Below are 23,107 nucleotides of genomic sequence, written 5' to 3' on the forward strand. Positions count from 1 at the left end.
GTTACGGCCGGCGGAAGATCGTGATCGAGTGGCCGACTTCGTCGATCGGGGTGCTGCTGCCGATCAGCGCGGCGAGGTGGGCGTCGGCCTTGGCGATGGACGAGTCGGAGACGGCGAGCAGGCCGTGGACCTGGTCCGGGGGGACGCGGAGCGGGTCGGCGGCGTCGATGCCGTAGAAGGACGGCACGCCCGCGCCCTTGTAGACGAGCCAGGTGCGCTCGCCGGGGTAGCGCTGGTGCAGGCGGTCGGCCAGGCGGCCCAGGTCCTGGCCCCAGTCGACGTTGGAATCGTGCAGGCGCAGGTGGGTTTCGGCGGGGCCGCCGAAGGCTTCGTTGGAGTACGGCAAGTAGTAGGGGAACGCGCGCACCGAGCTGACCGCGGCGAAGACGAGCAGGGCCGCTGCCGCGACGCGCGTCCAGCGGCGACGCAGGACGACCACCCCGCCGGCGGCGACGGCCAGGAACATCGGCAGGAAGACCGTGTACCGGGTGCCGAAGTCGCGGCTGCCGGTCATCGCGACGGCCAGCAGCACAGCCGCGGGAACGAGGACGTACGGCGCGGCCGGGCGCAGCCCGGGGACTGCCAGCAGCACCACGGCACCGGCCAGCCACAGTGCCAGCGCGCCCAGCGGCGTCTTCACCAGCAGCGCGGCCGGCAGGTAGTACCACAGCGGACCGTAGTAGTGGCGGCCGAAGAGGAAGCCGCTCCACACCTGGTCTTCGAAGCCGAACTGCAGGTGCAGCCCGTCGCGGTACGGCTTCGGCAGCGGCAGCCAGTCGGCGAGGCCGCGCAGGCCGTGAAGGGCAGGCAGGTTCGGTGGCGTCGCCCAGCGCAACCGCGGATCCACGGCGAGGTACGCGACCCACACCACGGCGATCGCGACCAGCCCGACCCCGGCGAGCGCCGCGAGGACGCGGATCGCGCGATTCGGCGCACGCTCGTCCGGCGCGCGCCAGACGGACACCACGACCAGGAGCAGCACCATCGGAACCGCGGGCAGCGCGCTCATCTTCGTCGCGAGCGCCACGCCGAGGGCGAGTCCCGCGAGCGGGAGGTAACGCCGGGGCCGGCGCCGGGCCCGCCACACCAGCCAGACGGCCGTCAGCAGGAACCCGGCCACCGGCACGTCGAGCGTGGCCAGCGAGCCGTTCGCGATGACGTCGGGGAAGAACGCGTACAGCGCGAGCGCCACCACCCCGCCGACCGGGCCGGCCAGATCCCGCGCGAACGCGAACACGACCAGCCCGAACAGCAGCGTCAGCACGATCATCGGCAACCGGGCGAGCAGCATCAGCCGGCCGGGGTCGTTGCCGGACTCGTACAGCACGTGCCGGCCGAGCTGCGTCTGGTCGCCGGTGAAGGCCGGGTCGAGGTGCACGCCGGCGAAAGCCAGGCCGCTCGCGATGATCAGCTTGCCCAGCGGCGGGTGCTCCGGGTTGTAGCGCAGGCTGTGCTGCTCCAGGTAGACGACCGCCGTGCCCACGTACACGGGCTCATCGATCGTCGGCGTCTGCTCCACCGCCGTCGTGATCATCGCGGCCGCCATCTGGACCAGGAGCGCCACCACGACGACGGCGAACGCCCATCGCCGGTGCCGCCGCAGCCCCGCGAACCGCCCCGGCCGGTGCTCCGGGGTCGCCTCGGCCGCGCTCGACAGCCGGCTCGTGGGGGACGACAACCCGGGATCCTTCCAGGCGGGAGAACAGGTCCCCCGGAGTTTACGGCCGGTCCGGCAAGCCCCGGCGCTCGCGCGGCGCGGGTGCGGTCCTAGCCCTGTCCGGCGACGAGGACCATCGGCACGGCGACGAAGATCCGGTTCGCCCGCAAGCGTTCGGCCTGCTCGGCGAGCCAGCTCTCGTCGTCGGTGATGCGGCGCAGCAGGGCGAGCGCGGTGTCGTCGGTGAGCACGAGGGAGCGCGCCTCGGCGGTCACGTCGGTGAAACCGGCGTCGAGCAGCAGGGCGCGGTGGTGCCGGGCGACGCGGGGCGACGGGAACGAGTCGGCCTTCGCGTGCACCAGACGGCGGGTGGTCTCGGGGTCGTCCGAATCGACGGCGATCGTGTCCCAGTCGGAACCGAGCAGCACCGCCCGCCCGCCGGGCGCGAGCACCCGGCGGGCCTCGGCGACGGCCCGAGCCGGATCGTCGAGCAGGTGCAGCACCTTGTCCACGCGGTAACCGGTGACCGAACCGGTTTCGAGCGGCAACGCGTACGCGTCGCCGACGTGGAATTCGCCACCCGGCAGGCGTTCCCGGCACACGGCGATCATCTCGGGGTCGGCGTCGACGCCGATCGCGCGGGCTCCGCGGCCGGCCAGTTCGGCGACCGCGCGGCCGCCGCCGCAGCCGACGTCGACCACCGTGCGGCCGGTGACGTCGCCGAGCAGTTCGTAGGAACGGGTGCGCAACTCGACGGCCGCGGGCAACGCGTCGCCGGCGTCGAGGACAGTGAGCAAACTGGACATGCCCCTCATGGTTTGACTTAATGCCGACATGAAGTCAAGTCCGATGGCGATCGGCGAAGTGGCCGAGCACTTCGGCCTGCCGGCGCACGTGCTGCGGCACTGGGAGTCCGTGGGCCTGCTCGCGCCGGCCCGCGTCGAGGGCGGGCGCCGCCGCTACACGCGCGCCGATCTGGTGCGGGTCGGCACGATCGTGGAGATGAAGCGAGCCGGCCTGGGGTTGCCGGACATCGGGGAGTTCCTCGGCTCGATCCACACCGCCGCCCGCAAAGACGTGCTGCGGCGCAACCGAAGTGCGCTGCAGGACCGGATCGCGGCGCTGCAGTCGGCGCTCGACCTCGTCGAGGCCGCGCTGAACTGCTCGCACGAGGACATCGCGACCTGCCCGACCTACCAGGCCCGCGTCGTGGAGATGGTCGGCAGCCGCACCGCGGGTCCGCCGGAAAACGACGTGACAGCCCGTTCGTAGCGCGGCTACCGTCCGTCGCGTGTTCGAAGGACCTCTCACGTGGCGCCCGCTCACCCGCGAGGACGCCCAAGCGTCGGCCGACCTGCTCAACGCCATGGAGACCGTGGACGGGCTCGGCGAGAACTACACCGCGCAGGACACCCTCCAGGAGCTGATCGATCCGTACACGGACCTGGAGCGCGCGAGCCTCGCCGCCTTCGACGGCGACGTGCTGGTGGGCTTCATGAAGATCCAGTTCAAGCCGCCGGCCGAGGAGGTCCACCGCGTTTTCCTCGACGGTGGCGTCCATCCCGGGTACCGCCGCCGGGGCGTCGGCACCACGCTCGTGGAAGCCGGCGTGACGGCGGCGAAGGCGGTGCACGCCCGCCACCACCCGGCGTCGCGGCTCGCGGTGGACGTCCACAAGGCCGAGCAGATCGCCGGCGTGGCCGAACTCGTGCGGTCGCAGGGTTTCGTGCCGGTGCGCTACTTCCAGCGCGTGGAGCACCCGCTCGGTGATGCGCTTCCCGCCGTCGTGGTCCCCGAGGGGCTGGTGCTCGAGCCGTGGTCTCCCGAGAACGCCGGGGATTTCCTGGCCACCCGCAACGCCGCGTACCGGGACCACTGGGGTGCGGCGCCGATGACTCTCGACGCGTGGCAGAACAAGATCACCAACCACACCTTCCGGCCGGAGCTCAGTTTCCTGCTGCGGCACGGCACCGGCGGCGCCGCGGCCGGCGTACTGGTCACCCTCACGTGGGAGGGCGACGTGGCCCTCACCGGCATCCGCGACGCGCACTTCATGGTCATCGGAACGCGCCGGGAAGACCGCAATCGGGGCGTCGCCAGCGCGCTGATCGCCCACGCGTTGCGCGGCGCCGCCGCGGAGGGGTACGACCGCGCCAGCGCGAACGTCGACTCCTCGCGCCCCTTCGGAGGGGCCGGGCTCTTCGAGCGGGCCCGGTTCGTGGCGGCGAGGCGGTTCGTGCGCTGGGCGCTCGAGGTCTGACGTCCGCCGGATGTCGCAACGTTCACCGGTGTTCGCGCGACGTGTCTTGAGAGGAGCGGGAGTTCGAGGGAGGCGACTTCGATGAAGCCAAGGGACATCGTGTCGTCCACGATCGACGCCATCGGGGACACGCCGCTGCTGCGGCTGGCGCACCTCGTCCCCGAGGGGGCCGCGGACGTGCTCGTGAAGCTGGAAGGCGGAAATCCCACCGCGAGTTACAAGGACCGGATGGCGCTGGCCCTGATCGAAGGCGCGGAGCGGCGCGGTGAGCTGTACCCCGGCCGGCGCGTCGTGGAGTACACCGGCGGCAGCACGGGCTCCTCGCTCGCCTTCATCTGTGCCGTCAAGGGGTATCCGCTGTCGATCGTCACGTCGGACGCCTTCTCGCCGGAGAAGCTGCGCACCATGCGCGCGTTCGGCGCCGAGCTCACCGTGGTCCCGAGCGACGCCGGGCGGATCACCCCCGACCTGTTCGACCGGATGCGGGCGGAGGTGGACCGCATCGTCGCGCGCGACGGTGCTTTGTGGACGGACCAGTTCCACAACACCGACGCCCTCACCGGGTACGCCCGCCTGGGCCGCGAAATCGTCGAGCAGACGCGCGCCGGAGGCGTCGACGCCTTCTGCGCCGGCGTCGGCACCGGCGGCATGCTCGCGGGCGTCACGGCGGCCTTCCGCGCCGCGGGCCTCGCGCCCCGCGTGCTCGCCCTGGAACCGGCGAGCTCACCGATGCTGACCGCCGGCCACGGCGGCCCGCACGGTGTCGAAGGCATCGGCACGGGCCGCCCGTTGCCCCTCCTCGACTCGTCGTCCTACCACGAGGCCAGAGCGATCGACGAAGCCCGGGCGCGGGCCCTGGCCGTGCCGCTGGCCCGGCGCGAGGGCGTTTTCGCCGGCACCTCGTCCGCGCTGAACGTCGTGGCGGCGATCGACCTGGCCCGCGAACTGGGCCCCGGCCGCACCGTCGTGACCATCGCGGTCGACACCGGCCTGAAGTACCTCAGCGGCGGCCTCTTCGGCGACTGAAAAGATGCCTACGTGGCTGCCGCGGTGGCGGCCGCGTGGTCGCGGACGCGCGGGCGCACCGTGAATCCGCTCGGTTTGAGCGTCAGGGATTCCACGATCTTCAGCTCGTAATCCGGGTCGGCTTCGAAGTCGTAGCGGCGCAGGACCAGGCCGAGGGCCAGCACGGCTTCGTGGAGGGCGAACTGCCGTCCGATGCAGGCGCGCTCGCCCGTGCCGAAGGGTTTGTACGCCTGGGCCGGGCGTTTGCGCACCGCGGCCGGTTCGAAGCGGTCCGGGTCGAACTTCTCCGGGTCCGGCCACACGGCCGGGTCGCGGTGGACGAGGGGGAGTGGCACGAGCACCCAGTCGCCCTTGCGCATCGCGTACTTGCCGTCGAGTACCACGTCTTCGCGGGCTTCGCGCGCGTACCCGGGCGCGGTGGGCCACAAGCGCATGGCCTCGTCGAGCACGCGGCGCACGTAGCGCAGCTTGGCCACGTCGCCGAATTCCGGTTCGCGCTCGCCCCAGACCGCGTCGACCTCGGCGCGCGCCTTCGCCAGCAGTTCGGGGTGGCGCGTCAGGTAGTAGAGGGCGAACGACAGCGCGCCGGACGTCGTCTCGTGGCCGGCGACCACGAACGTGATGGCCTGGTTGCGGATGTTCACCGGCTCCAGGCGCTCGCCGGTCGTCGGGTGGCCTTCGGTGAGCATGAGGCCCAGCAGGTCCCGGCTCTCGCCGCCTTCGCGGCGGCGGGCCTCGATGACCTCGTCGACCAGGTTCGTCATGGTCGCGATGTCGGCCCGGTTCTGCGCGGGCGACCCGGCGAACGTGCGCCGCACGAACGGCAGCTTGACGTTCTGCAGCTGTGCGAACCGCAGCGCGCGGATCATCGCCGTGACGAACGGGTGCGGTTCGGTGCGCTCGAACGAGCCGAACCGGTAGCCGAAGCCGGCGCGGCCGATCGTCTCCAGCGTCAGCCGGGTCATGTCGGCGGCGACGTCGACCGGGCCGCTCGCGCGGTCCCAGGCGTCCGTCAGCTCGTGCGCGACCTCCAGCATCACCGGGTGGTAACGGCGCATCGCGTCCGCCGAGAACGCCGGTTGCAGGATGTCGTGAGCCAGCCGCCAGTTCGGTTCGTTCGTGTGGGCGGTGAAGAGCCCGTCGCCCGCCACCGCGCGCAGGCCCTCGATGCCCAGGCCGACGTGTTTGCCGAACTTCGTCTCGTCGTTGAGCTGCGTGACCAGGTCGACGCCGCCGGCGAAGACGATTTCGATGCCGAAGATCTTGCGGGTGAAGATCGGGCCGAGCCGACGGCCGATGCGCACGGTGTCCTGCAGCGGCGTGCGCGGGTTGGCGCCGATCAGGTCGCCGATCACCGGCAGGCGGCCCGGCCGGTGCGGAATCCCGGGTGGTGTCCACGGTTGCCCCCTATTGAACTCAGATCCAATAGAGCCACGATCCCGCGCTGCTGAACCCGTGTCAAGTAAGCTCGGGGGATGCGGACGCGCCTGAGCACGCAGCAGCGACGCGAGCAGCTCCTGGGGATCGGCGCCGGGCTGTTCGCGAACCGGCCGTACGACGACGTGTGGATCGAGGAGGTCGCCGAGATCGCGCAGGTTTCGCGCGGCCTGCTGTACCACTACTTCCCGACGAAGAAGGACTTCTTCGCCGAAATCCTCCGCAAGCAGCGTGACCAGCTCCTGGCGATGAGCGAACCCGACCCGGCGCTGCCGGTGGCCGAGCAGCTGCGCGCCGGGCTCGACGTCTACCTCGAATTCGCCCGCACCCACCCCGACGGCTGCCGCATCGTCTACCGCACCGCCGGCGACGCCGACCGCGAGATCCGGGAAATCCGCGAAGCCGGCATGGCGGCGAACGCCGAACGCATCCTCGCCGCGGTCAGCCTGCTGCGCCCCGTCACCGAAACCACCCGCCTGGCCGTGCGCGGCTGGCTGGCCTTCGTCGCCAAGCTGATCCTCGACTGGCTCGACGAACCGAAAGTCACGCAGGAAGAACTGCGTGACCTCTGCGTCCGCACCCTCTTCGCCGCGGTCGACGTCACCCCCTGACGTCGGCGAGCCTCGCGCGGCGGTCCGGCGCGATCAGCCGGGCATCGCCAGGTCGTGCACGGCTCGGAGTTCGGCCAGCCTGCCCGCCGGAGCGCGATCGATCGGACCGCCCGCCGACGCCGAGTGGTCGCTGGCGTCAGGGCCCGGAGGTTTCCCCAGCGCCGGGACCTCACTCCCGCCACGGTGGACCAGCACGAGGGCGGTGGCGAGGAAGCCCTCCAGCAACGACCGCAGGATCGGGTGGGTCGAGCGCTGGCAGCGGTCGACGAGTGCGTCGACGAACGCGGTGAAGACCGGCAGGTCGATCACCCATTCGTCGGCGTTCGCGCCGCGGTGCGCGGGACTGATGCCGGTGGGCAGGTCGACGATCGGGGCCAGCGCGTCGGAGGAGCGCACGAACAGCAGGCCGACGCCGTTCGACGGGTTCCACACCGTCCGGTCGTCGATGTCGAAGTTCTGGCTCATCCGAGGACCCCTCACACTCGGCGGCCGCGGGCGACGTGACCGTACTCGGCCACGCGATCAGCGGCGATCGATTTCATCGGCGATCGGCGCCCACTCGCGCAAGGCGGTGACGGTGACGCCGGGGTGGTGTAGTACGGGTCGGCCGCCAGGATCGCGTCCAGGGTCGCGCGGTCGGTGCGGAAGATCAGGAGGGCGCCGGAATCGTCGCGCCACGGGCCGGCCAGGACGAGCCGTCCGGTGGCGTGCAGGGCGGCGAGGCGGGCGCGGTGGGCGGTGCGGGGGGCGAGGCGGCGGGGGTCGGCGTCGAAGGTGAGTTCCAGGACGAACATGGGGTGACGGTAGAAGCGCCGGGCGGGCGGCCGCTGTATCACGTGATACTGCCGTTCATGACCTCCGACGTGCTGGCGACCGTGCCCCTGTTCGCGACGCTCGACGCCGGCCGGCGGGCGCGGCTCGCCGCCGGGTCGGTGGTGCGGGCCGTGGCGGCCGGGGAAGTGGTGGCGCCGCGGGGGCGGCCGGCGCGGCACCTGATCGTCGTGGAGGCCGGGCTGCTGACGGCCACCCACGAGACCGAAGACGGCCGGCGGCTGCGGCTGGGGGAGTTCCCGGCGCCGTGCGCGGTGGACAAAGCCGCGGTGCTCGACGGGGGCAGGCACACGGCCACGTGGTCGGCGGCCACGCGCGCGACGGTGCGTCTCGTCCCGGCGAGTGCGGTGCTGGCGGTCGTCGACGACGTCCCGGCCGCGCGCCGGCACGTGCTGGTGCACCTCGCCCGTCACCTGCGCGAACAACAGGAGAACCTCGCGCTCACCAGCTTCGCCGATGCCACCACGCGCACCGCCGCGTGGCTCGTGCGCACGGCCGCCGGGACCGGTTCCAGGGTGGTTCTGCCGGGCGCGCAGCACGGCCTGGCCGAAGCGATCGGGACGACGAGGGTTTCGGTCAACCGCGCGCTGAAAACGCTCGCCGCCGAGGAGCTCGTCCGCGTCGAACCCGGCGCCGTGGTGATCCTCGCGCCGGAACTGCTGGCCCGTCGCGCGAGCCGTGGTCTCGGCTGAGCGATGGCCAGCTGCCAACAATCTGACTTCGCTGTGAGTAAATGGGCAACGGCCTGGGGTGTCGTGTGATTGATGTCTTCTCGGCGCGATTTTCGGTGCGGTTGAGCCAAGATCTTTTGTCCGGATAGCCAGTCTAAGCTGTGACGCACTGTCGTCCGATAGTCACGCGAATTGATGATCTGTGTCCATTGCCACGGTCGCTGTACATCCGCCGTTTCCCGTTCGTAACCTCCACGTGCTTTCGCGGTGACCTGCGATCTACCCCGAGGATCAGCGGCCGGAAGCCACCGCGAACCACCGACACCCGCGACCCTGCCTGGGCGTGAAGACGGGCTCTCGGTGTGAGAGTGAGAAGGAGCCCACCCACCGTGGGACGTCACAGCAAACCCAGCCACACGAAGACAGTTCTGAAGCGCACCGGCGCGACCGCGGCTCTCGCGGGCGCCACGCTCGGCGGGATCGGCATCGCCGGCGCCGGCGCGGCCAACGCCTTCCCCGGTCAGGCCGGCATCGTCAAGTGCGAGAGCGGCGGTAACCCGACGGTGGTCAACAACACCGCGGCGGGCCAGCGCGCCGGCCGCCCCGCCGGATTGTTCCAGATCGTGACGAAGACCTGGCTCGCCAACGGCGGTGGCCAGTTCGCCCCGACCGCGGACAAGGCCACCCCGGCCCAGCAGCAGATCGTCGCGGACCGGATCTACGCCAAGTCGGGCAGCGCGCCGTGGGAGTGCCACGGCGGCTCCGGCCCCGCCGCGTTCTCCAACTTCGCCGGCCAGGGTGGCGGCGCGGCCTCGGAAGAGGCGGCGACCACGCACACCAAGAAGTCCAAGGCCGCGCCGAAGGCGCAGACGCGGGTCAAGTCCCAGGCGAAGCCCAAGGCTGCTCCGAAGACCGCCCCCGCGGCCGCCGCGACCCGGTCGAACCCGAACGGCGACTACACCGTCGTCGCGGGTGACACCCTGTCGGGCATCGCCAAGAAGGCCGGCGTTTCCGGCGGCTACCAGCGGCTGCAGCAGATGAACGCGGCGTTCATCCCGAACGCCGACCTGATCCTGGTCGGCCAGAAGATCGCCACGAAGTAACCGGGTCACGGACCGCCCCTCGCGTCGGCATCGCATTCCCCCGGGCGATGCGGACGCGGATGGCGAGCCGCCGGTACTCCTCGCAGACGGTGCGCTCGGGCGCCGCCGGTGAGTGACCCGGCGGCCGGTAGCGGTGTAGGCGGGCCCAGGTGATGGGAACAGCGACCCGCCTACACCGCGTTCATCCCGGACGTCGGCCCCGCGGTCCTGATCCGCCACGGCTTGCGGTTCGCCGCGATGGACGAAGTGGACAGTCCGCCGGTCGTGGATGCGAGTGGCGCCAAGCTGACCGCAACCAGGACCTGAGCCGTCACCGCAGAGCGGTGGTGAGGAAGTCGGCGACGAGCGTGGTCAGCTGTGCCGGACCGGGGCTCTGGCCGGGTGTGTCCAGCGTGTGGCCGGTGCCGTGGACCAGCACGGAGGTGACCGGCACGCCGGCGGCCCGCAGCCGTTGCGCGAACTCCGCCGACTGCGGGCGGACGAAGTCCTCGTCACCCTGGAGGATCAGCGTCGGCGCCGCGTGCGGCGTCACGTACCGGTCCGGGCTGGCCGAGCGCCGGGTGGCCGCGTCGTCACCGAGTCCGATGTGGACGATGAGGCGCTGCGCGGGATCGGCGGCGTCCAGGTGGGTGAGATCGGCTGGGCCGAACATGTCGACCACCGCGGCCACGGAGCTGGTCCGGTCGGCGGAAGCGGCCGTGCCGAGCAGCGCGGACAGGGTGCCCCCGGCGCTGCTGCCCCACACGCCGATCCGCGCGGGGTCGATGCGCAGTTCGCCCGCGTGGGCCTTGAGGAACCGGATGGCGCACCGGGCGTCGTCGATCGGCGCGGGCCAGGCCGCGGCCGGCAGCAGACGGTAGTCGATCGACGCCACGACGAAGCCGCGGGCGGTGAGTTCCCGTTGCAGCGGCGGGAAGAGCGCGCCGTCGGAGTTGGCGAGCGCGGCCCCGGCGCCGCCGGGTCGGCGGTCGCCGAGCATGAACCCACCGCCGTGCAGGTACACGGCCACGGGCGCGTGCCGGAGGCCGGCGGGCGGGTAGAGGTCCAGGTGCAGCGGGATCCCGGCCGGACGGCAGTACTCGACGGTCCTCGCGCCGTCGCTCGACCGCGCGCCGGCCGACGCGGTCACGACACCGGCGGCCGCAATGGCGAGCACCAGGACGGCGACCGGCGCGGTGGCCAGCCACGCCGTCACCCGCAGCGCGCGGGATCGGCCGGGGCGCGATGCCCGGAAGCCGGCGATCAGAAACCCCAGCAGCGCGAGCGCCTGCAGCGCCGCGGCCAGCCAGTCGGTGACTCCCAACGCCGTGTCCGCCGCCTGCCACGGGCTCGGGCCCGGCAGGACGTCCACCACGCGATCGAGCACCCAGACCACCAGCCCGGCGCCCGCCGCGAGAGCGGCCGGTCGCGGCCGCGGGAGCGTACCGACTTGGGCGGCGGCGAGGACGGCGAAGAGAATCGCGTACGCCGGCGTGACGCCCCACAGCACCGGGACGGTCGCGGCCTGGATCGCGGCGGCACCGAGCCCGGCGAGCGCCGCGAGGGTCGGCAGCGGGCCGGGGCGCGTCATTTCGGGCTCCGGGCAAGATCGCGTCGCACCACGAAAGCGAGCCAGGCGCCCGCGAGCAGCCCCAGCACGCCACCGGCGAGCCGGATCGAGTGGATCGGCACCGGGACGGAGATCAGCATCCCGGAGACCGCGGCGGTGATGATGGCCGCGCGGGACACCGGCGTGGACCGCCACAGTGCGACGCAGAACAGCAGCAATCCGATCGGCACGAGCACAGCCGGGTACAGCATCGCGCCGGATGGCCAGGTGAAGAACCCGTCGGCCACGGCCATCGCGCCCGGGTCACCGGCCTGGTACGCGTGAGCCAGCGCGGGGATCGCGTACGTGATCACACCCAGCGCCGCCAGCGTGAACCCCGAGCCGAGCACCGAGCACACCAGCGCCGGGACGACCAGCCGCTCGCTCGCCCGGGTCACGAGGAACCCGAACAGCGCCAGCACGCCGAACAGTCCGAACAGGACGGCGGTGATGCTGCCGGTCAGGTTGCCCAGGAAGAAGCCCGGCCCGGCCGCGATCGCCGCCTCGGCCGACACGGGAACGCCGTAGCCGACGCTGTCGAACGTGCCCAGGTTGCCGACGAGTTTGAGCGCGTTGCCCAGCGGCAGCGCGAGGATTCCGAACCGCACCAGCGTGTTCGGGTCGGCGACGGGTGGACGGGGCATGGCGGTCACTCCGATCTCGGGGTTCACCTGCGATGCCCGGAATCGTGCGCGGCGCGAGGCCCGCGGCACGTCCCGTCGGCGGGGTCACTTCGCGTGGTCCAGCCGGAGTACGCGGAGCGTGGCGTACTCCGGCTGGTGTACGGCGGCGGTCCCCGCGCGGGGGACGCTGCGGGGGCTTGGGCTCCGTACGCTGCTGGTCATGGCCGAATCCGCCCGCGCCGGCACCCGGAGACTCCGGAACGCGCTGTTCGTGGTGCTGATGCTGCTGCTCACTGTCGGTGGTTCCCTCGGCGAGGCGTACCCGATCCAGCCCGACGACCAGGTGTACCAAGGCCATCCCGTGCCCGTCCCGCCGTGGTGGGCCGCCCTGTTCGTCGCCGCTGCCACGCTCGCGCTCGCCTGGCGGCGCAGCCGCCCCTGGCCGGTTCTGGGCGTCTCCCTCACGGGCGTCGGGATCTACACGGCGCTGGGTTACGTCAACGGTGCGGCGCTGCTGGCCCCGCTCGTCGCGCTCTTCACCGTCGCCGTGCTTTCGCCGGTGCGCGACGCGATCCTGGCCGGCGTCGCCACCGTCGTCCCGCTCGGCGTGCTCACCGCGGTGGTCAACCCGCTGGGCACGTTCGGCGGCACGTTCCCGGTGTTCCCGGTGACGGCCGGGCTCGCCGTCGTCAGCGGGATCGCGGTCGCCAACCGCCGCGGCCGGCTGACGGCGCTGCAGGCCCGTGCGGAGCTCGCCGAACGCACCCGGGACGAAGAAGCCCGCCGCCAGGTCGACGCGGAGCGCCTGCGCATCGCGCGCGAACTGCACGACGTCGTCGCCCACACGATGTCGACCATCAACGTCCAGGCCGGCGCCGCCGCCTACGCCCACCCGGGCCTGCCCGAACCGGTCACCCGGGCGCTCGCCGAGATCAAGGACGCGAGCAAACGCGGGCTCGGCGAGCTGCGCGCGATCCTCGCCGTGCTCCGCCAGGTCGACCAGGACGAACCCACCCAGCCGGTGCCCGGTCTGCACGCGCTCGGGTCGCTCGTGGCGACCATGACCGCCGCCGGTTTGCCGACGGTCGTCCACACCACCGGTGCCGAGCGGCCGTTGCCCGCACCCGTCGACGTCGCCGCGTACCGGATCATCCAGGAGTCCCTCACCAACGCGCTGCGCCACGCCGCCCCGGCCACCGCGACCGTCACGCTCGCCTACGCCGGCGGCCACCTCGACCTCGACGTCACCGACACCGGCCCCGGTCCGTCCGCGGATCCCGGTGCCGGACACGGCATCCGCGGCATGACCGAACGCGCCACCGCGGCGGGCGGCACGCTGACCACCGGTCCCGGCGCCTGCGGCGGGTTCCGCGTCCACGCCCGCCTGCCCTGGGAGGCCTCGTGATCCGTGTCCTGCTCGCCGACGACCAGGCCCTCATCCGCGCCGGATTCCGGATGCTCCTCGACGCCACCGACGACATCGAGGTCGTCGGCGAAGCCGCCGACGGTGCCGAAGCCGTGCGCCTCGCCGCGCGCGATCGCGCCGACGTCGTCCTCATGGACATCCGCATGCCCGGCGTCGACGGTCTCGAAGCCACCCGCCGCATCGCCGGTGACGAGGACCTGGCCGGCGTGCGCGTCCTCATCCTCACCACGTACGAAGCCGACGAATACGTCTACCGGGCGCTGCGCGCCGGAGCGTCGGGATTCCTCGTCAAGGACACCGATCCGGCCGATCTGGTCCAGGCCGTCCGGGTCGTCGCGGCCGGCGAAGCGTTGCTCGCGCCGCGCATCACCCGCCGCCTCATCGCCGACATCGCGGCCCGGCCGTTGCCTCAGCCCGGTGCCTACCGCATCGATTCGCTCACCGGCCGCGAACGGGAAGTGCTCGGCCTCGTGGCCCGCGGGCGTTCCAACGACGACCTCGCCCGCGAGCTGCACGTCAGTCCGCTGACGGCGAAAACCCACATCGCCCGCATCATGACCAAGCTCGACGCCCACGACCGGGCCCAGCTGGTCATCGCCGCGTACGAATCCGGTCTGGTCACGCCGGGCACGCCGTGACCCGCGGCAGCCGGGCGTGGCCCCGATGCGCACACCCGGGCCGGAGGTGCCGGGTGGCGGTCAGTAGCCGCCGGTGGAGGCCGTGCCGCTCCCGGTGACCGGCGGGACGGACCCGCCCGTGATCACGAGCGCGTGCCACGTGCCCATGACACCGTCGCCCTTCGTCTGCCCGGGAGCGGTGTCCTGCGAGAAGGTGTAGACCGGTTTGCCGTTGTACGTCGCCTGCTCGATCCCGTCGGACCGGCTGATGGTGCCGAGCTGCCCGGGCAAGCTGACCGCGTTGGCCGCTCGCGCCTTGCCGACGACCGGTGGCCACAGGGATTTGCAGCCGTTGTCGGTGCAGGCGGACCTGCCGTTCTTGTCCTCGTCGAAGGTGTAGAGCGTGAATCCCTTGGCGTTGGTCAGAACGGTGCCCAGCGGGGTGTTCGCCTCGCCCAGCATCGCGGGCGCGGCCGCCGCCGAGGCGGGTGCCTGGGTCGCGGCCGGTGGGGGAGCCGAGGCGGTCGAAGCCCCGCTGCTGCACGCGGCCAAGCCGGTCAGTGCGGCGGCCGCGGCGCCGGCGACGGCGAGAAGCTTGAGGTGTTTCATGCTGTTCGTCCTTGTCGTTCGAGTGCCCCTCACCCGAATCCACGACGCGCCCCGGTTCCCGGTTCACGCGGTAACCCCGCGGGGGACGCAGATCACAGCTTGATGTCTACTGTGGACTGTCCACGGTGAACTGGATCATGGCGGGATCCGGGCCGGTTTCGGCGCCGGATTCCGTTGTGTCACCGGTGATCCGGTTCACGCGGATCAGCCGCGATCGCCGCGGCGCGACGGGTCGACGGCGGTCACCGTCGTGGCCCGGGTCAGCGCGTGGGCCGCGAACAACGCGGGCAGCCCGAGTGCCGCGAACAGCAGCCAGTCGCTGTCGGTCCGGGCGATCACCACCCACTGGACGGCCACGACGACACCGGCGGTGACCACCACCCGGCCGGTCAGCGACGCCAGCCGGGCGTCGCCGCGGGCGGCTTCGGCGGCGGCCCGCTCCCGGCGGGCGCCGGCGCGCCGGACCCACAGCAGCACGAGCAGAATTCCGACGCCGGCGCACAACTGCGCGGGTGTCACACTGAGGTCGTTCATCATCCACCCCGATCGATTCCGGACAGCGGTACCCCGGCGGTTCGCGGGGGGTTCCCGGCTGAGGTTTAACACGATCCTCGTGCGCTCCCGGTGGCGGCAAAATTTCCCACCAAATCCGATCAGCGCTGGTCGGGAGCCTGCGCGGGCGTCGGGCATCATGGTGGACGGCACGCGCCGCGCCGGCGCCGACGAGGAGGCTCGACTGTGACGACCGCTCGCCCGGCGCCGTTCGGCGAACCCCCCGCACCCGGACAGCCCGCATCTCTACCCGAGTTCGCCACGCGGTTGCAAGCCCTGCGGGCGTGGTCGGCGGTGCGGCTGCGCGCCTTGCCGGCACTGGTCGAGACCGAGATGCGGCTGCGCGGCGTCGCACCGGCGTCGGCCAAGTGCGCGTACGGGACCGCGCGCGAGATCTTCCGGCCCAACCCCCGGCGCTACAACGAGACGCTGCTCTTCGACGTCATCCGCGCGCTGCTGAGAACCGCGTACCCGGCGGCGGAAACCCTCGAACGGCAGGTCGTGCGCTGGCGGGAGAGCTACCACCGGGCCCGCGGCCGGTTCCCCGAGCGGGCGGTGTTCCCCGGGTTCTCGATCGGGCCGCTCACCACGAGCTGCCGGCTGCTGGAGGGAAACGGCGAACGGGCGATCGCCGAAGACGACGTGCGCGTCATCGTGACTCCGGTGCAGGTCTCGGTGCCGCCACCCGTCGCGTTCCTCCGAGAAGAGGTGCTGAGGGAGCAGAACGCCCGCAAGGAATCGGGATTGGAGTACCACTGGGCCGGACCGCGGTTCGCCGTCCACGACTTCGTGGTGACCCGCCACGGGGAAGAGGAACTGCCCGAGGTCACGCTTCACCTGAAGTACTCCGACTACTTCACCTTCATCGCGACGCAGCAGCTCGACAAGCCGCTGCCGGGCGGGAACACCCTGCGCAGTCTCTACCTCGACGCGCGCGATCCTTTGGAGACGCCCGATTTCATGCGCTCCAGCTTCGGCCTCAACGTCGCCGTCGTCACCGCGGACGGGTGGCTCGTCGTCGCGCGGCGCAGTGACCGGGTCGGGGTCGGGGGAGACGAGTGGAACTCCTCGGCCAACGAAGGGCTGCAACGGAAACTAGACGCTTCCGGCGACCGTCCGCCCAACCTGTTCCGGGCCGCCGAACGCGGGCTGACCGAGGAGTTGCAGCTGCGGCCCGACCAGTACGACCTCGAGCTGCTCGCGTTCGCGGTGGTCACCGAGAACTCCCAGTGGTGCTGCTTTTTCCTGGCGACGCTGGGCAGGATGACCCGGCGCCGGTTCGAGCAGAACCTCGGCCGCGGCGTCCAGGACGCCTGGGAACACCGGGGTTTCGACTTCGTCGAGTTCGACCCGCGATCGACGATCGCCTACCTGCTGCGCCCCGATCGCCGCGACGCGTGGGCTCCGGCCGCTCCGGTGCTGTTCTACCTGTCGCTGGTGCACGTCTACGGCCGGCGGGCTACCGACCAGGCGGTCGAGGAGCTGGAGCACGACGCGGATTAGCGCCCGGAAAGTCAGTCCTCGTCCAGACCGTACCGGCGGATCCGCTTGTACAACGTGCCCCGTGACATCCCCAGGCGCGACGCCGCGGCCGTCTTGTTCCCGCGGCACGCGGCGAGCACTTCCCGGATGATCTCCGCTTCCGCGTTCTCCAGCGGGTTCTCCCGGTCCGACAGCGAGGAAGTCTTGAACAGCAGCACACACCCGTCCTCGAAGCGCCCGGGCGTGATGGGCCGGACGGTGGCGACGCGGCCGTCCGGCAGGGCCAGTTCGGTGGCCGACGGGCCGGCCTCGCGCAAGGCCGCCCACAGCGTCGCGCGGTCCGGCAGACCCGTCGACGGACCCGTGTCGCTGATCAGGATCTCGTTGTCGAGGGTCAGCACCGTGGTGCCGGGGAGTGAGCGGAACGTCATGTGGGCGTCGACGAGGCGGCGCTGGCGGGGCGTGGCCGCGTCGCGCAGGGCGGACCGCAGGCGTTCGGCGAAGGCGATGACGGCGGCCATCACGAAGCGATTCGTGTGCTCGGCGCGGCAGCACACGTTGACCGACCCCAGGAGCAAGCGGGTGACCGGGTCGACGATGGGCGCGGTGGCGCACGTGTACGGGTGCCAGGCCTGTTTGAAGTGCTCCGCGCCGACCACCATGGAGGCGGACCGCACGGCCATGGAGAGCCCGACGCCGCAGGTGCCCACGCCGTCTTCGACGTAGCGGTGGCCGGGTTCGACTTCGACCCGCTGCAGGTCGCCGCGGAGCGCGGGGTCGGATTCCCAGCGCCAGGTCAGGGTGCCGCGCGGATCCACCAGCGCCACCGACGCGGCGTCGCCGACGAGCAGATCCGCGGTGCCGGGGATGATCCGGCTGCCGACGGCCACCAGCAGCGCCTCGGGGTCGTAGTCGGCGGCGTCGAGGTCGAGGCGTTCGGGATCGACCCCGGACCGGCGCGAGCGCAGCCACGACTCCTCGATCTCGGGGCGCGCGAGCCCGCGGCGATCGGCTTCGAGGAACTGCTGCCAGACGTCCGAGGATGGCACCGGGCGGCTCCTCTCCGGGCGTCGTCGCCGGGGAACCCCGAGTGTGCAGGACCCGCACGCGGCGGTGCCAGCCCCCGTTCGGCGGGGTGTTCATCTTTTGAACGGTTCCGCGTCGGGCGCCACGCGACGCGGTGCACCGGCGTTACCGTCGCCGAAGCGATCACCCGGCCGCCCGTCCGGCCCGGTCAGGCCCGGTCAGGCCCGGTCAGCCCAGTCAAGGAGGACTGCTCATGCGTTTCGGCGTCTTCATGGCCCCGTTCCACGCCTCACCCGTGAAGAGCCCGGTGGCGGCACTGGCTCGCGACCTCGAGACGATCAAGCTGCTCGACCGGCTGGGCTACGACGAAGCGTGGATCGGCGAGCACCACTCGTGCGGCGTCGAGCTCATCGCGAGCCCCGAGATCTTCATCGCCCACGTCGCGGCCCAGACCAAGTCCATCAAGCTCGGCACGGGTGTGCTCTCGCTGCCCTACCACAACCCGCTGTGGGTGGCCGACCGCGCGATCCTGCTCGACCACCTGACCCGCGGCCGGTTCATGCTCGGCCTCGGGCCGGGCTCGCTGCCGACGGACGCGTCGATGATCGGGCTCGACCCCCTCAGCCAGCGGGGCGCGCTGGAAGAGGACACCGACGTCCTGATGCGGCTGCTCAACGGCGCGGAGCCGGTGACGATCAAGACCGACCGCTACGAGCTGCGCGAGGCGTTGTGCCAGCTCCGCCCGTACACCCAGGGCGGGCTGGAGGTCGGGGTCGCCGCGATCGCCTCGCCGTCGGGGCCGCGGATCGCGGGCAAGCACGGGCTGAGCCTGCTGTCGATCGGCGCGACGATGACCGGGGACCTCGACCTGCTGGCCCAGCACTGGGACGTCGCCGAGGAACGCGCCGCGCAGTTCGGCACCACGATGGATCGCGGCGGGTGGCGCCTGGTCGGCCCGATGCACCTGGCCGAGACGAAGGAACAGGCCTACGCCGAGGTCGAGCACGGCCTCGACGACTGGTGCAACTACCTGCAGCACGTCGCCGCCGTCCCGCACTTCGAGCCCGGCGGGGCGACGTTCACCGAGCGGGTCGACTGGATCAACGAGAGCGGCATCGGCGTCATCGGCACGCCGGAGGACGCGATCCGCCAGATCAGCCTGCTCGACGAGCAGTCCAAGGGCGGGTTCGGCGCCTACTTGATGATGGCGCACGAGTGGACGAACCCGGCCGCCACGGCCCGGCACTACGAGCTGTTCGCCGAGGCCGTCGCGCCGCACTTCCAGCAGCGGCTGGACCGCCTCGCCGCCACGGAGGCGCAGGCCAGGAAGCTGCGCACCGAGCTGCACCAGCGCCAGGGCCAGGCGCTGGAGGAGGCCAAGGCGCGCCACGCGGCGGAGAAGAACGCCCAGCCGGCGTAGCGGCCGGCGGCGAAGCGGGGGTCGAGCAGGGGCTCGGCCCCCGCTTCGCCGCGCGCGGGTGACGTTGGTCCCTCGCCGCGGTGCCTTGTGACCGGCGCGCCCGGCGGCTCTCGCGCGGTTGGCTGACGGGTGGGCAGTGTGAATCGCGGGAGTGGAGGGCCCGATGAACACGAGCACGACACCCGTCGCCGCGGTGATGACGCCGAAGCCGGTCTGCGCGCGGCTGGACACGCCGGTCAAGGAGATCGCGGAAACCCTCACCCGCCGCGGGATCAGCGCGGTGGCGGTGGTCGATCGCCGGGGCCTGATCGCCGGCGTGGTGTCCGAGTTCGACCTCGTGCGGCTGCTGCGCGAAGACCGTCGCCGCCACTGGTGGCAGCGTGCCACGGCGCCGCCGCGCACGGCCAAGGACGTGATGTCGAGCCCGGCGCGGACCGTGGCGGCCGGGGAACCGGTCTGCGACGTGGCGGCCCGGTTCACCGAAACCGGGCTGCGGCGGCTGTTCGTCGTCGCGGACGGGCGACCGGTGGGTGTCGTCGCCCGCCGCGATCTCATCGGGATGTTCTCGCGCCCGGACATCGACATCGACCACGAGGTGACCACGCTGCTGTGGAAGGCGCTGCAGCTGGGCCCGGAACGGGCGCGCGCGATGGTCCACGACGGGGTCGTGACCGTGGCGGGCCGGGTCGAACGGCGCAGCGAGATCGCGGCCGTGACCCGCCTGGTCGAAGCGGTGCCCGGTGTGATCGAGGTCCGCAACGGCCTCGACTTCGTGTGGGACGACGTCGCCTGATGACCGGCAAGAACGCCGCGGGACGGCTCCCGCGCGCCGTGTACGAGCGGGAACTCGCGCGGCTGCAGATCGAGCTGGTGAAGCTGCAGGAGTGGGTGCGCGCCGAGGGCGCCCGGATCGTGGTCGTGTTCGAGGGCCGCGACGCCGCGGGGAAGGGCAGCACGATCAAGCGGGTCACCGAGCACCTCAACCCGCGTGTCGTGCGGATCGAGGCCCTGCCGAAACCGACCGAGCGCGAGCGCACGCAGTGGTACTTCCAGCGGTACGTGGACCTGCTGCCCGCCGCCGGCGAGGTCGTGCTGTTCGACCGCAGCTGGTACAACCGCGCCGGCGTGGAACGGGTCCTCGGGTTCTGCACCCCCGACGAGTACCGCCGGTTCCTGCAGCAGTGCCCGATCTTCGAGCGCCTGCTCGTGGGCGACGGCATCCTGTTGCGCAAGTACTGGTTCTCGGTCAGCCGCGACGAGCAGGAACGCCGGTTCCGCGCGCGCATCGAGGACCCGCTGCGCCGCTGGAAACTGTCCACAGTGGATCTGGAGTCGGTGACGCGCTGGGACGACTACTCCCGGGCGAAGGACGACATGTTCGTGCACACCGACATCCCCGAGGCGCCGTGGAACGTCGTCGACAGCGACCAGAAGCGCCGCGGGCGGATCAACATGATCGCGCACCTGCTGGAGAGCGTGCCCTACTACGAGGTGCCGCGCGAAGCCGTCAGCGTGCCGCCCCGGCCGCGCGACGCCGGGTACGAGCGCACCGACCGGCGGCTGCAGCGCGAGGTGCCCGACCACGCGGCCACCCTGACGAAGGCTCTTTCGTCCCACCCGGACGGGACCTCGGCCCCTGACCACGCCCGGCGCGGCTGAGCGACGGTGGGACACGTCGGCTGAGACACCAGGAGGAGCCGTGCGCGCACGAGAAATCATGACCCGTCCGGTCGTCCGGGTCGGGTTCGCGACCCCGGTGCGGGAGGCGATCGCCCTGCTCACGGAGCACTGCATCGCCGCCTTGCCCGTGGTCGACGAGGACAACCGGGTAATCGGCCTGTTCACCGAGGCGGACGCGCTGGCCGGCGTGCTGACGGGCGAACCGGTGGGCCCGGACCAGCTCGTGCACTCCACGATGACCAAGCCGGTCGAGGTCGCCGAGCTCGACACCGACGTCAGCGACATCGCCGCCCGCATGCTCGTCGACCGCCTGCGCAGCGTCCCGGTGGTCGACGACGGCCGGCTCGCCGGGATCGTGAGCCGGCGCGACCTGCTGCGGTCGCTGGTGTGCCACGACGACACCATCGCGTCGCAGGTGCGCAGCCTGTTCAGCGACTACACGGGACACCGCGATCTGTGGTCGGTGTCCGTCGCGGGCGGCCGGGTGACGGTCCGGGGGACGTTCGCCGACGAGGCCGAACGCCGGCTCGTCACGGCTCTGGCGAAGACCGTCGGGGGTGTCACCGAGGTGGAACTGACGTAGAGGAGGCGTGATGCACGGGTCGGCGCGTGAGGACCGCGTGGTGCTGGCCGGGGTCGACGGTTCGGCTTCGGCTCTGCACGCCGCGGTGTGGGCCGCGGCGGTGGCGGCGCGGCGGGACGCGGTGCTGAGACTCGTCCACGCCTTCGTGGTGCCGGCGCCGGGTGTTTCGCGGATCCCGGTGACCGCCGTGCGGGAGGGGTTCCGGTCGCGGGCCGAGTCGTGGGTCGACGAGGCTTCGGCCGCGGTGCTGGCGCAGTGGCCGTCGCTGCGGATCGACCGGATCGTCGTGGAAGGCAGTCCGGTCGGGGTCCTCCTGCGCGAGAGCGCCACCGCCGAAGTCGTGGTGCTCGGCTCGCGCGGGCTGGGCGGGTTCACGGGGCTGCTGGTCGGCTCGACCGCGGTCTCGCTCGTGGCCCACGCGCGGTGCCCGGTGGTCGTGGTGCGCGGCCGCCGGCCCGACGACGTGCCCGCGGTGGCCGGGCCGGTCCTCGTCGGGCTGGACGGTTCGCCGGACAGCACCGACGCGCTCGGCTACGCGTGCGAGGAAGCCGCCGCGCGCGGCACCACGCTCCTCGCGGTGCACACCTGGAACGAGATCACCCCCGAAGGGCGGCTGCGGCTCGCCGGTTCCGCGGCGGACGTCGCCGCCGAACGCCGGCTCGTGGACGAGCAGCTCGCTCCGTGGCGGGACAAGTTCCCCGAGCTGGCGATCGAGGTCGAGGTCGTGCACGGGCGGCCGGTGCGGACGTTGCTGGAGCGCGGTGAGGGCGCCCAGCTCGTGGTGGTCGGCAGCCGCGGCCGGGGTGGGTTCACCGGGATGCTGCTCGGGTCGACCAGCCAGGCACTGCTGGTGCACTCCGCGTGCCCGGTCGCGGTCGTGCGGCAGGGGAGCCGCTCGTGAGCGCCCGGGCCCGGCGAGCCGCGCCGGGGAAAACGGGACCGTCCGGAAAGGACTGGGGATCATGACGACGAGCAACACCGTGGTGGTGGGAGTCGACGGTTCGGCGGGCTCCGCCGACGCGGTCTGCTGGGCCGCGCGGCTCGCGTCGGGCCGGGGGCTCGACCTGGAACTCGTGCACTGCCTGCAGGCGGATTCGCTGTACTACGGCGGCGGCCTGGCCGGCAGCGACGTGCTGTTCGAACAGCTCCGGCTCGAAGGCGACCGCATCGTCGGCGCCGCGGCGGAGCGGGCCTTCGCCGTCGACGCGGCGCTCACGGTCCGCACCGACGTGCGCAGTGACGCCGCCTCCGCCGGCCTGCTCGACCGGTCGCGCAGCGTCCGGCTGATCGTGGTCGGCCGCACGGGCACCGGCGGCTTCGTGGGCATGCTGGTCGGCGCGACGGCCGCCGCCGTCGCGAGCCAGGCCGCCTGCCCGGTCGCCGTCGTGCGCGGACGGCACGGCGACGGGCCGGTTCCGCTGGAGGGCCCCGTCGTGGTCGGCGTGGACGGCACCCCGAACAGCGAAGCCGCCATCGAGGTGGCGTTCGACGAAGCCGGGTTCCGCGGCGTCCCGCTGGTGGCGGTGCACGCGGGGGACGACGTCACCTACGACTGCGCCGACAGCACGGCCCGGCTGATGCCGCAGCCCGCGACGCTCGAGCCGTCGGAAGAACGGCTGCTGGCCCAGCGCCTCGCCGGCTGGCAGGAGAAGTTCCCCGAGGTCGAGGTCCGCCGGTCGCTCGTGCGGGACCGGCCGCGGCACGCGCTGCTCGCCGAATCCGACCGGGCGCAGCTCGTGGTGGTCGGCAGCCGCGGCCGCGGCGGGTTCACCGGCATGCTGCTCGGCTCGACGAGCCAGGCGCTGATCCACCACGCGTCGTGTCCCGTGCTCGTGGTCCGGCCCGAACCGAAGCGATGACGGGTCTTTGGTCCCCGCCGGACCGGCGCGCGTAACGGCCGGTGGT

25 protein-coding genes are annotated in these 23,107 nt (G+C 72.3%); 15 read left to right on the forward strand and 10 right to left on the reverse strand.

Translation table 11 applies throughout. The annotated features are described in order from the left end of the window. Position 1: 1 nt before the first annotated feature. The gene (locus ACIA77_RS32980; RefSeq protein ID WP_395889941.1) at positions 2–1,678 is read right to left on the reverse strand and encodes a phospholipid carrier-dependent glycosyltransferase; all 1,677 of its coding nucleotides are present in this window, start codon (positions 1,676–1,678) and stop codon (positions 2–4) included. An 89-nt stretch (positions 1,679–1,767) separates the two neighbouring features. After that, on the reverse strand, positions 1,768–2,463 hold the full coding sequence (locus ACIA77_RS32985) for a methyltransferase domain-containing protein (protein WP_395889942.1): 696 nt from the start codon (positions 2,461–2,463) through the stop codon (positions 1,768–1,770). A 28-nt stretch (positions 2,464–2,491) separates the two neighbouring features. Here ACIA77_RS32985 and ACIA77_RS32990 point away from each other — a divergent pair, with 28 nt between their 5' ends. The 3 genes from ACIA77_RS32990 (at position 2,492) to ACIA77_RS33000 (ending at position 4,943) form a co-directional block, all read left to right on the forward strand. Further along, positions 2,492–2,929: a MerR family transcriptional regulator gene (locus tag ACIA77_RS32990; protein WP_395889943.1), complete on the forward strand. Its 438-nt coding sequence runs from the start codon at positions 2,492–2,494 to the stop codon at positions 2,927–2,929. Positions 2,930–2,948: 19 nt separating this feature from the next. Then, on the forward strand, positions 2,949–3,917 hold the full coding sequence (locus ACIA77_RS32995) for a GNAT family N-acetyltransferase (RefSeq protein ID WP_395889944.1): 969 nt from the start codon (positions 2,949–2,951) through the stop codon (positions 3,915–3,917). Between the two features lie 81 nt (positions 3,918–3,998). Next, positions 3,999–4,943: a PLP-dependent cysteine synthase family protein gene (locus ACIA77_RS33000; protein ID WP_395889945.1), complete on the forward strand. Its 945-nt coding sequence runs from the start codon at positions 3,999–4,001 to the stop codon at positions 4,941–4,943. Between the two features lie 8 nt (positions 4,944–4,951). Here ACIA77_RS33000 and ACIA77_RS33005 read toward each other — a convergent pair whose 3' ends face one another. Further along, positions 4,952–6,370 (reverse strand): cytochrome P450, encoded by a 1,419-nt coding sequence (locus tag ACIA77_RS33005; protein WP_395890056.1) that lies wholly within the window; start codon positions 6,368–6,370, stop codon positions 4,952–4,954. A gap of 48 nt (positions 6,371–6,418) precedes the next feature. Here ACIA77_RS33005 and ACIA77_RS33010 point away from each other — a divergent pair, with 48 nt between their 5' ends. Then, on the forward strand, positions 6,419–6,991 hold the full coding sequence (locus ACIA77_RS33010; protein WP_395889946.1) for a TetR/AcrR family transcriptional regulator: 573 nt from the start codon (positions 6,419–6,421) through the stop codon (positions 6,989–6,991). A 33-nt stretch (positions 6,992–7,024) separates the two neighbouring features. Here ACIA77_RS33010 and ACIA77_RS33015 read toward each other — a convergent pair whose 3' ends face one another. Continuing rightward, on the reverse strand, positions 7,025–7,456 hold the full coding sequence (locus ACIA77_RS33015; RefSeq protein WP_395889947.1) for a DUF6086 family protein: 432 nt from the start codon (positions 7,454–7,456) through the stop codon (positions 7,025–7,027). A gap of 11 nt (positions 7,457–7,467) precedes the next feature. Further along, entirely contained in the window at positions 7,468–7,785 is a 318-nt protein-coding gene (locus ACIA77_RS33020; protein ID WP_395889948.1) for a YciI family protein, read from the reverse strand. A 57-nt stretch (positions 7,786–7,842) separates the two neighbouring features. Here ACIA77_RS33020 and ACIA77_RS33025 point away from each other — a divergent pair, with 57 nt between their 5' ends. Continuing rightward, positions 7,843–8,514, forward strand: coding sequence for a Crp/Fnr family transcriptional regulator (locus tag ACIA77_RS33025; protein ID WP_395889949.1), 672 nt, complete (start codon positions 7,843–7,845; stop codon positions 8,512–8,514). 368 nt (positions 8,515–8,882) lie between these two features. Next, on the forward strand, positions 8,883–9,596 hold the full coding sequence (locus ACIA77_RS33030; protein ID WP_395889950.1) for a transglycosylase family protein: 714 nt from the start codon (positions 8,883–8,885) through the stop codon (positions 9,594–9,596). A 310-nt stretch (positions 9,597–9,906) separates the two neighbouring features. Here the strand turns inward: ACIA77_RS33030 and ACIA77_RS33035 are convergent, their stop codons facing one another. Both ACIA77_RS33035 and ACIA77_RS33040 read right to left on the reverse strand, forming a co-directional pair. After that, positions 9,907–11,166 (reverse strand): alpha/beta hydrolase fold domain-containing protein, encoded by a 1,260-nt coding sequence (locus ACIA77_RS33035; protein WP_395889951.1) that lies wholly within the window; start codon positions 11,164–11,166, stop codon positions 9,907–9,909. Beyond that, positions 11,163–11,828 carry a hypothetical protein gene (locus tag ACIA77_RS33040; RefSeq protein WP_395889952.1) on the reverse strand — a complete coding sequence of 222 codons (666 nt, stop codon included), beginning with the start codon at positions 11,826–11,828 and terminating at the stop codon, positions 11,163–11,165. The genes ACIA77_RS33035 and ACIA77_RS33040 overlap by 4 nt, the downstream gene beginning before the upstream one ends. A 199-nt stretch (positions 11,829–12,027) precedes the next feature. Here ACIA77_RS33040 and ACIA77_RS33045 point away from each other — a divergent pair, with 199 nt between their 5' ends. Together ACIA77_RS33045 and ACIA77_RS33050 are read left to right on the forward strand one after the other, a co-directional pair. After that, on the forward strand, positions 12,028–13,212 hold the full coding sequence (locus ACIA77_RS33045) for a sensor histidine kinase (protein WP_395889953.1): 1,185 nt from the start codon (positions 12,028–12,030) through the stop codon (positions 13,210–13,212). Further along, positions 13,209–13,871: a response regulator gene (locus ACIA77_RS33050; RefSeq protein ID WP_395889954.1), complete on the forward strand. Its 663-nt coding sequence runs from the start codon at positions 13,209–13,211 to the stop codon at positions 13,869–13,871. The genes ACIA77_RS33045 and ACIA77_RS33050 overlap by 4 nt, the downstream gene beginning before the upstream one ends. A gap of 60 nt (positions 13,872–13,931) precedes the next feature. Here ACIA77_RS33050 and ACIA77_RS33055 read toward each other — a convergent pair whose 3' ends face one another. Both ACIA77_RS33055 and ACIA77_RS33060 read right to left on the reverse strand, forming a co-directional pair. Further along, on the reverse strand, positions 13,932–14,459 hold the full coding sequence (locus ACIA77_RS33055; protein ID WP_395889955.1) for a hypothetical protein: 528 nt from the start codon (positions 14,457–14,459) through the stop codon (positions 13,932–13,934). A gap of 204 nt (positions 14,460–14,663) precedes the next feature. Beyond that, positions 14,664–14,993, reverse strand: a complete 330-nt coding sequence (locus ACIA77_RS33060; protein ID WP_395889956.1) for a hypothetical protein — start codon at positions 14,991–14,993, stop codon at positions 14,664–14,666. A gap of 204 nt (positions 14,994–15,197) precedes the next feature. Here ACIA77_RS33060 and ACIA77_RS33065 point away from each other — a divergent pair, with 204 nt between their 5' ends. Beyond that, positions 15,198–16,514 (forward strand): hypothetical protein, encoded by a 1,317-nt coding sequence (locus ACIA77_RS33065; RefSeq protein WP_395889957.1) that lies wholly within the window; start codon positions 15,198–15,200, stop codon positions 16,512–16,514. 11 nt (positions 16,515–16,525) lie between these two features. Here ACIA77_RS33065 and ACIA77_RS33070 read toward each other — a convergent pair whose 3' ends face one another. Further along, a complete protein-coding gene (locus tag ACIA77_RS33070) occupies positions 16,526–17,542 on the reverse strand; it encodes a helix-turn-helix domain-containing protein (protein WP_395889958.1) in 1,017 nt (338 codons plus the stop codon). A 230-nt stretch (positions 17,543–17,772) separates the two neighbouring features. Between ACIA77_RS33070 and ACIA77_RS33075 the strand changes: the two genes are divergently transcribed. The 6 genes from ACIA77_RS33075 (at position 17,773) to ACIA77_RS33100 (ending at position 23,061) form a co-directional block, all read left to right on the forward strand. Continuing rightward, the gene (locus ACIA77_RS33075) at positions 17,773–18,939 is read left to right on the forward strand and encodes an LLM class flavin-dependent oxidoreductase (protein WP_395889959.1); all 1,167 of its coding nucleotides are present in this window, start codon (positions 17,773–17,775) and stop codon (positions 18,937–18,939) included. A gap of 163 nt (positions 18,940–19,102) precedes the next feature. Beyond that, positions 19,103–19,732: a CBS domain-containing protein gene (locus ACIA77_RS33080; protein WP_395889960.1), complete on the forward strand. Its 630-nt coding sequence runs from the start codon at positions 19,103–19,105 to the stop codon at positions 19,730–19,732. Beyond that, positions 19,732–20,598, forward strand: a complete 867-nt coding sequence (gene ppk2, locus ACIA77_RS33085) for a polyphosphate kinase 2 (protein WP_395889961.1) — start codon at positions 19,732–19,734, stop codon at positions 20,596–20,598. The genes ACIA77_RS33080 and ppk2 overlap by 1 nt, the downstream gene beginning before the upstream one ends. A 40-nt stretch (positions 20,599–20,638) precedes the next feature. Continuing rightward, complete coding sequence (locus ACIA77_RS33090) at positions 20,639–21,202, forward strand: CBS domain-containing protein (RefSeq protein WP_395889962.1); 564 nt, start codon at positions 20,639–20,641, stop codon at positions 21,200–21,202. Between the two features lie 10 nt (positions 21,203–21,212). Then, positions 21,213–22,103: a universal stress protein gene (locus ACIA77_RS33095; RefSeq protein ID WP_395889963.1), complete on the forward strand. Its 891-nt coding sequence runs from the start codon at positions 21,213–21,215 to the stop codon at positions 22,101–22,103. A gap of 58 nt (positions 22,104–22,161) precedes the next feature. Further along, positions 22,162–23,061, forward strand: a complete 900-nt coding sequence (locus ACIA77_RS33100) for a universal stress protein (protein WP_395890057.1) — start codon at positions 22,162–22,164, stop codon at positions 23,059–23,061. Positions 23,062–23,107: the final 46 nt, after the last annotated feature.

Source organism: Amycolatopsis sp. NPDC051903, assembly GCF_044452505.1.
GTDB lineage: Bacteria > Actinomycetota > Actinomycetes > Mycobacteriales > Pseudonocardiaceae > Amycolatopsis.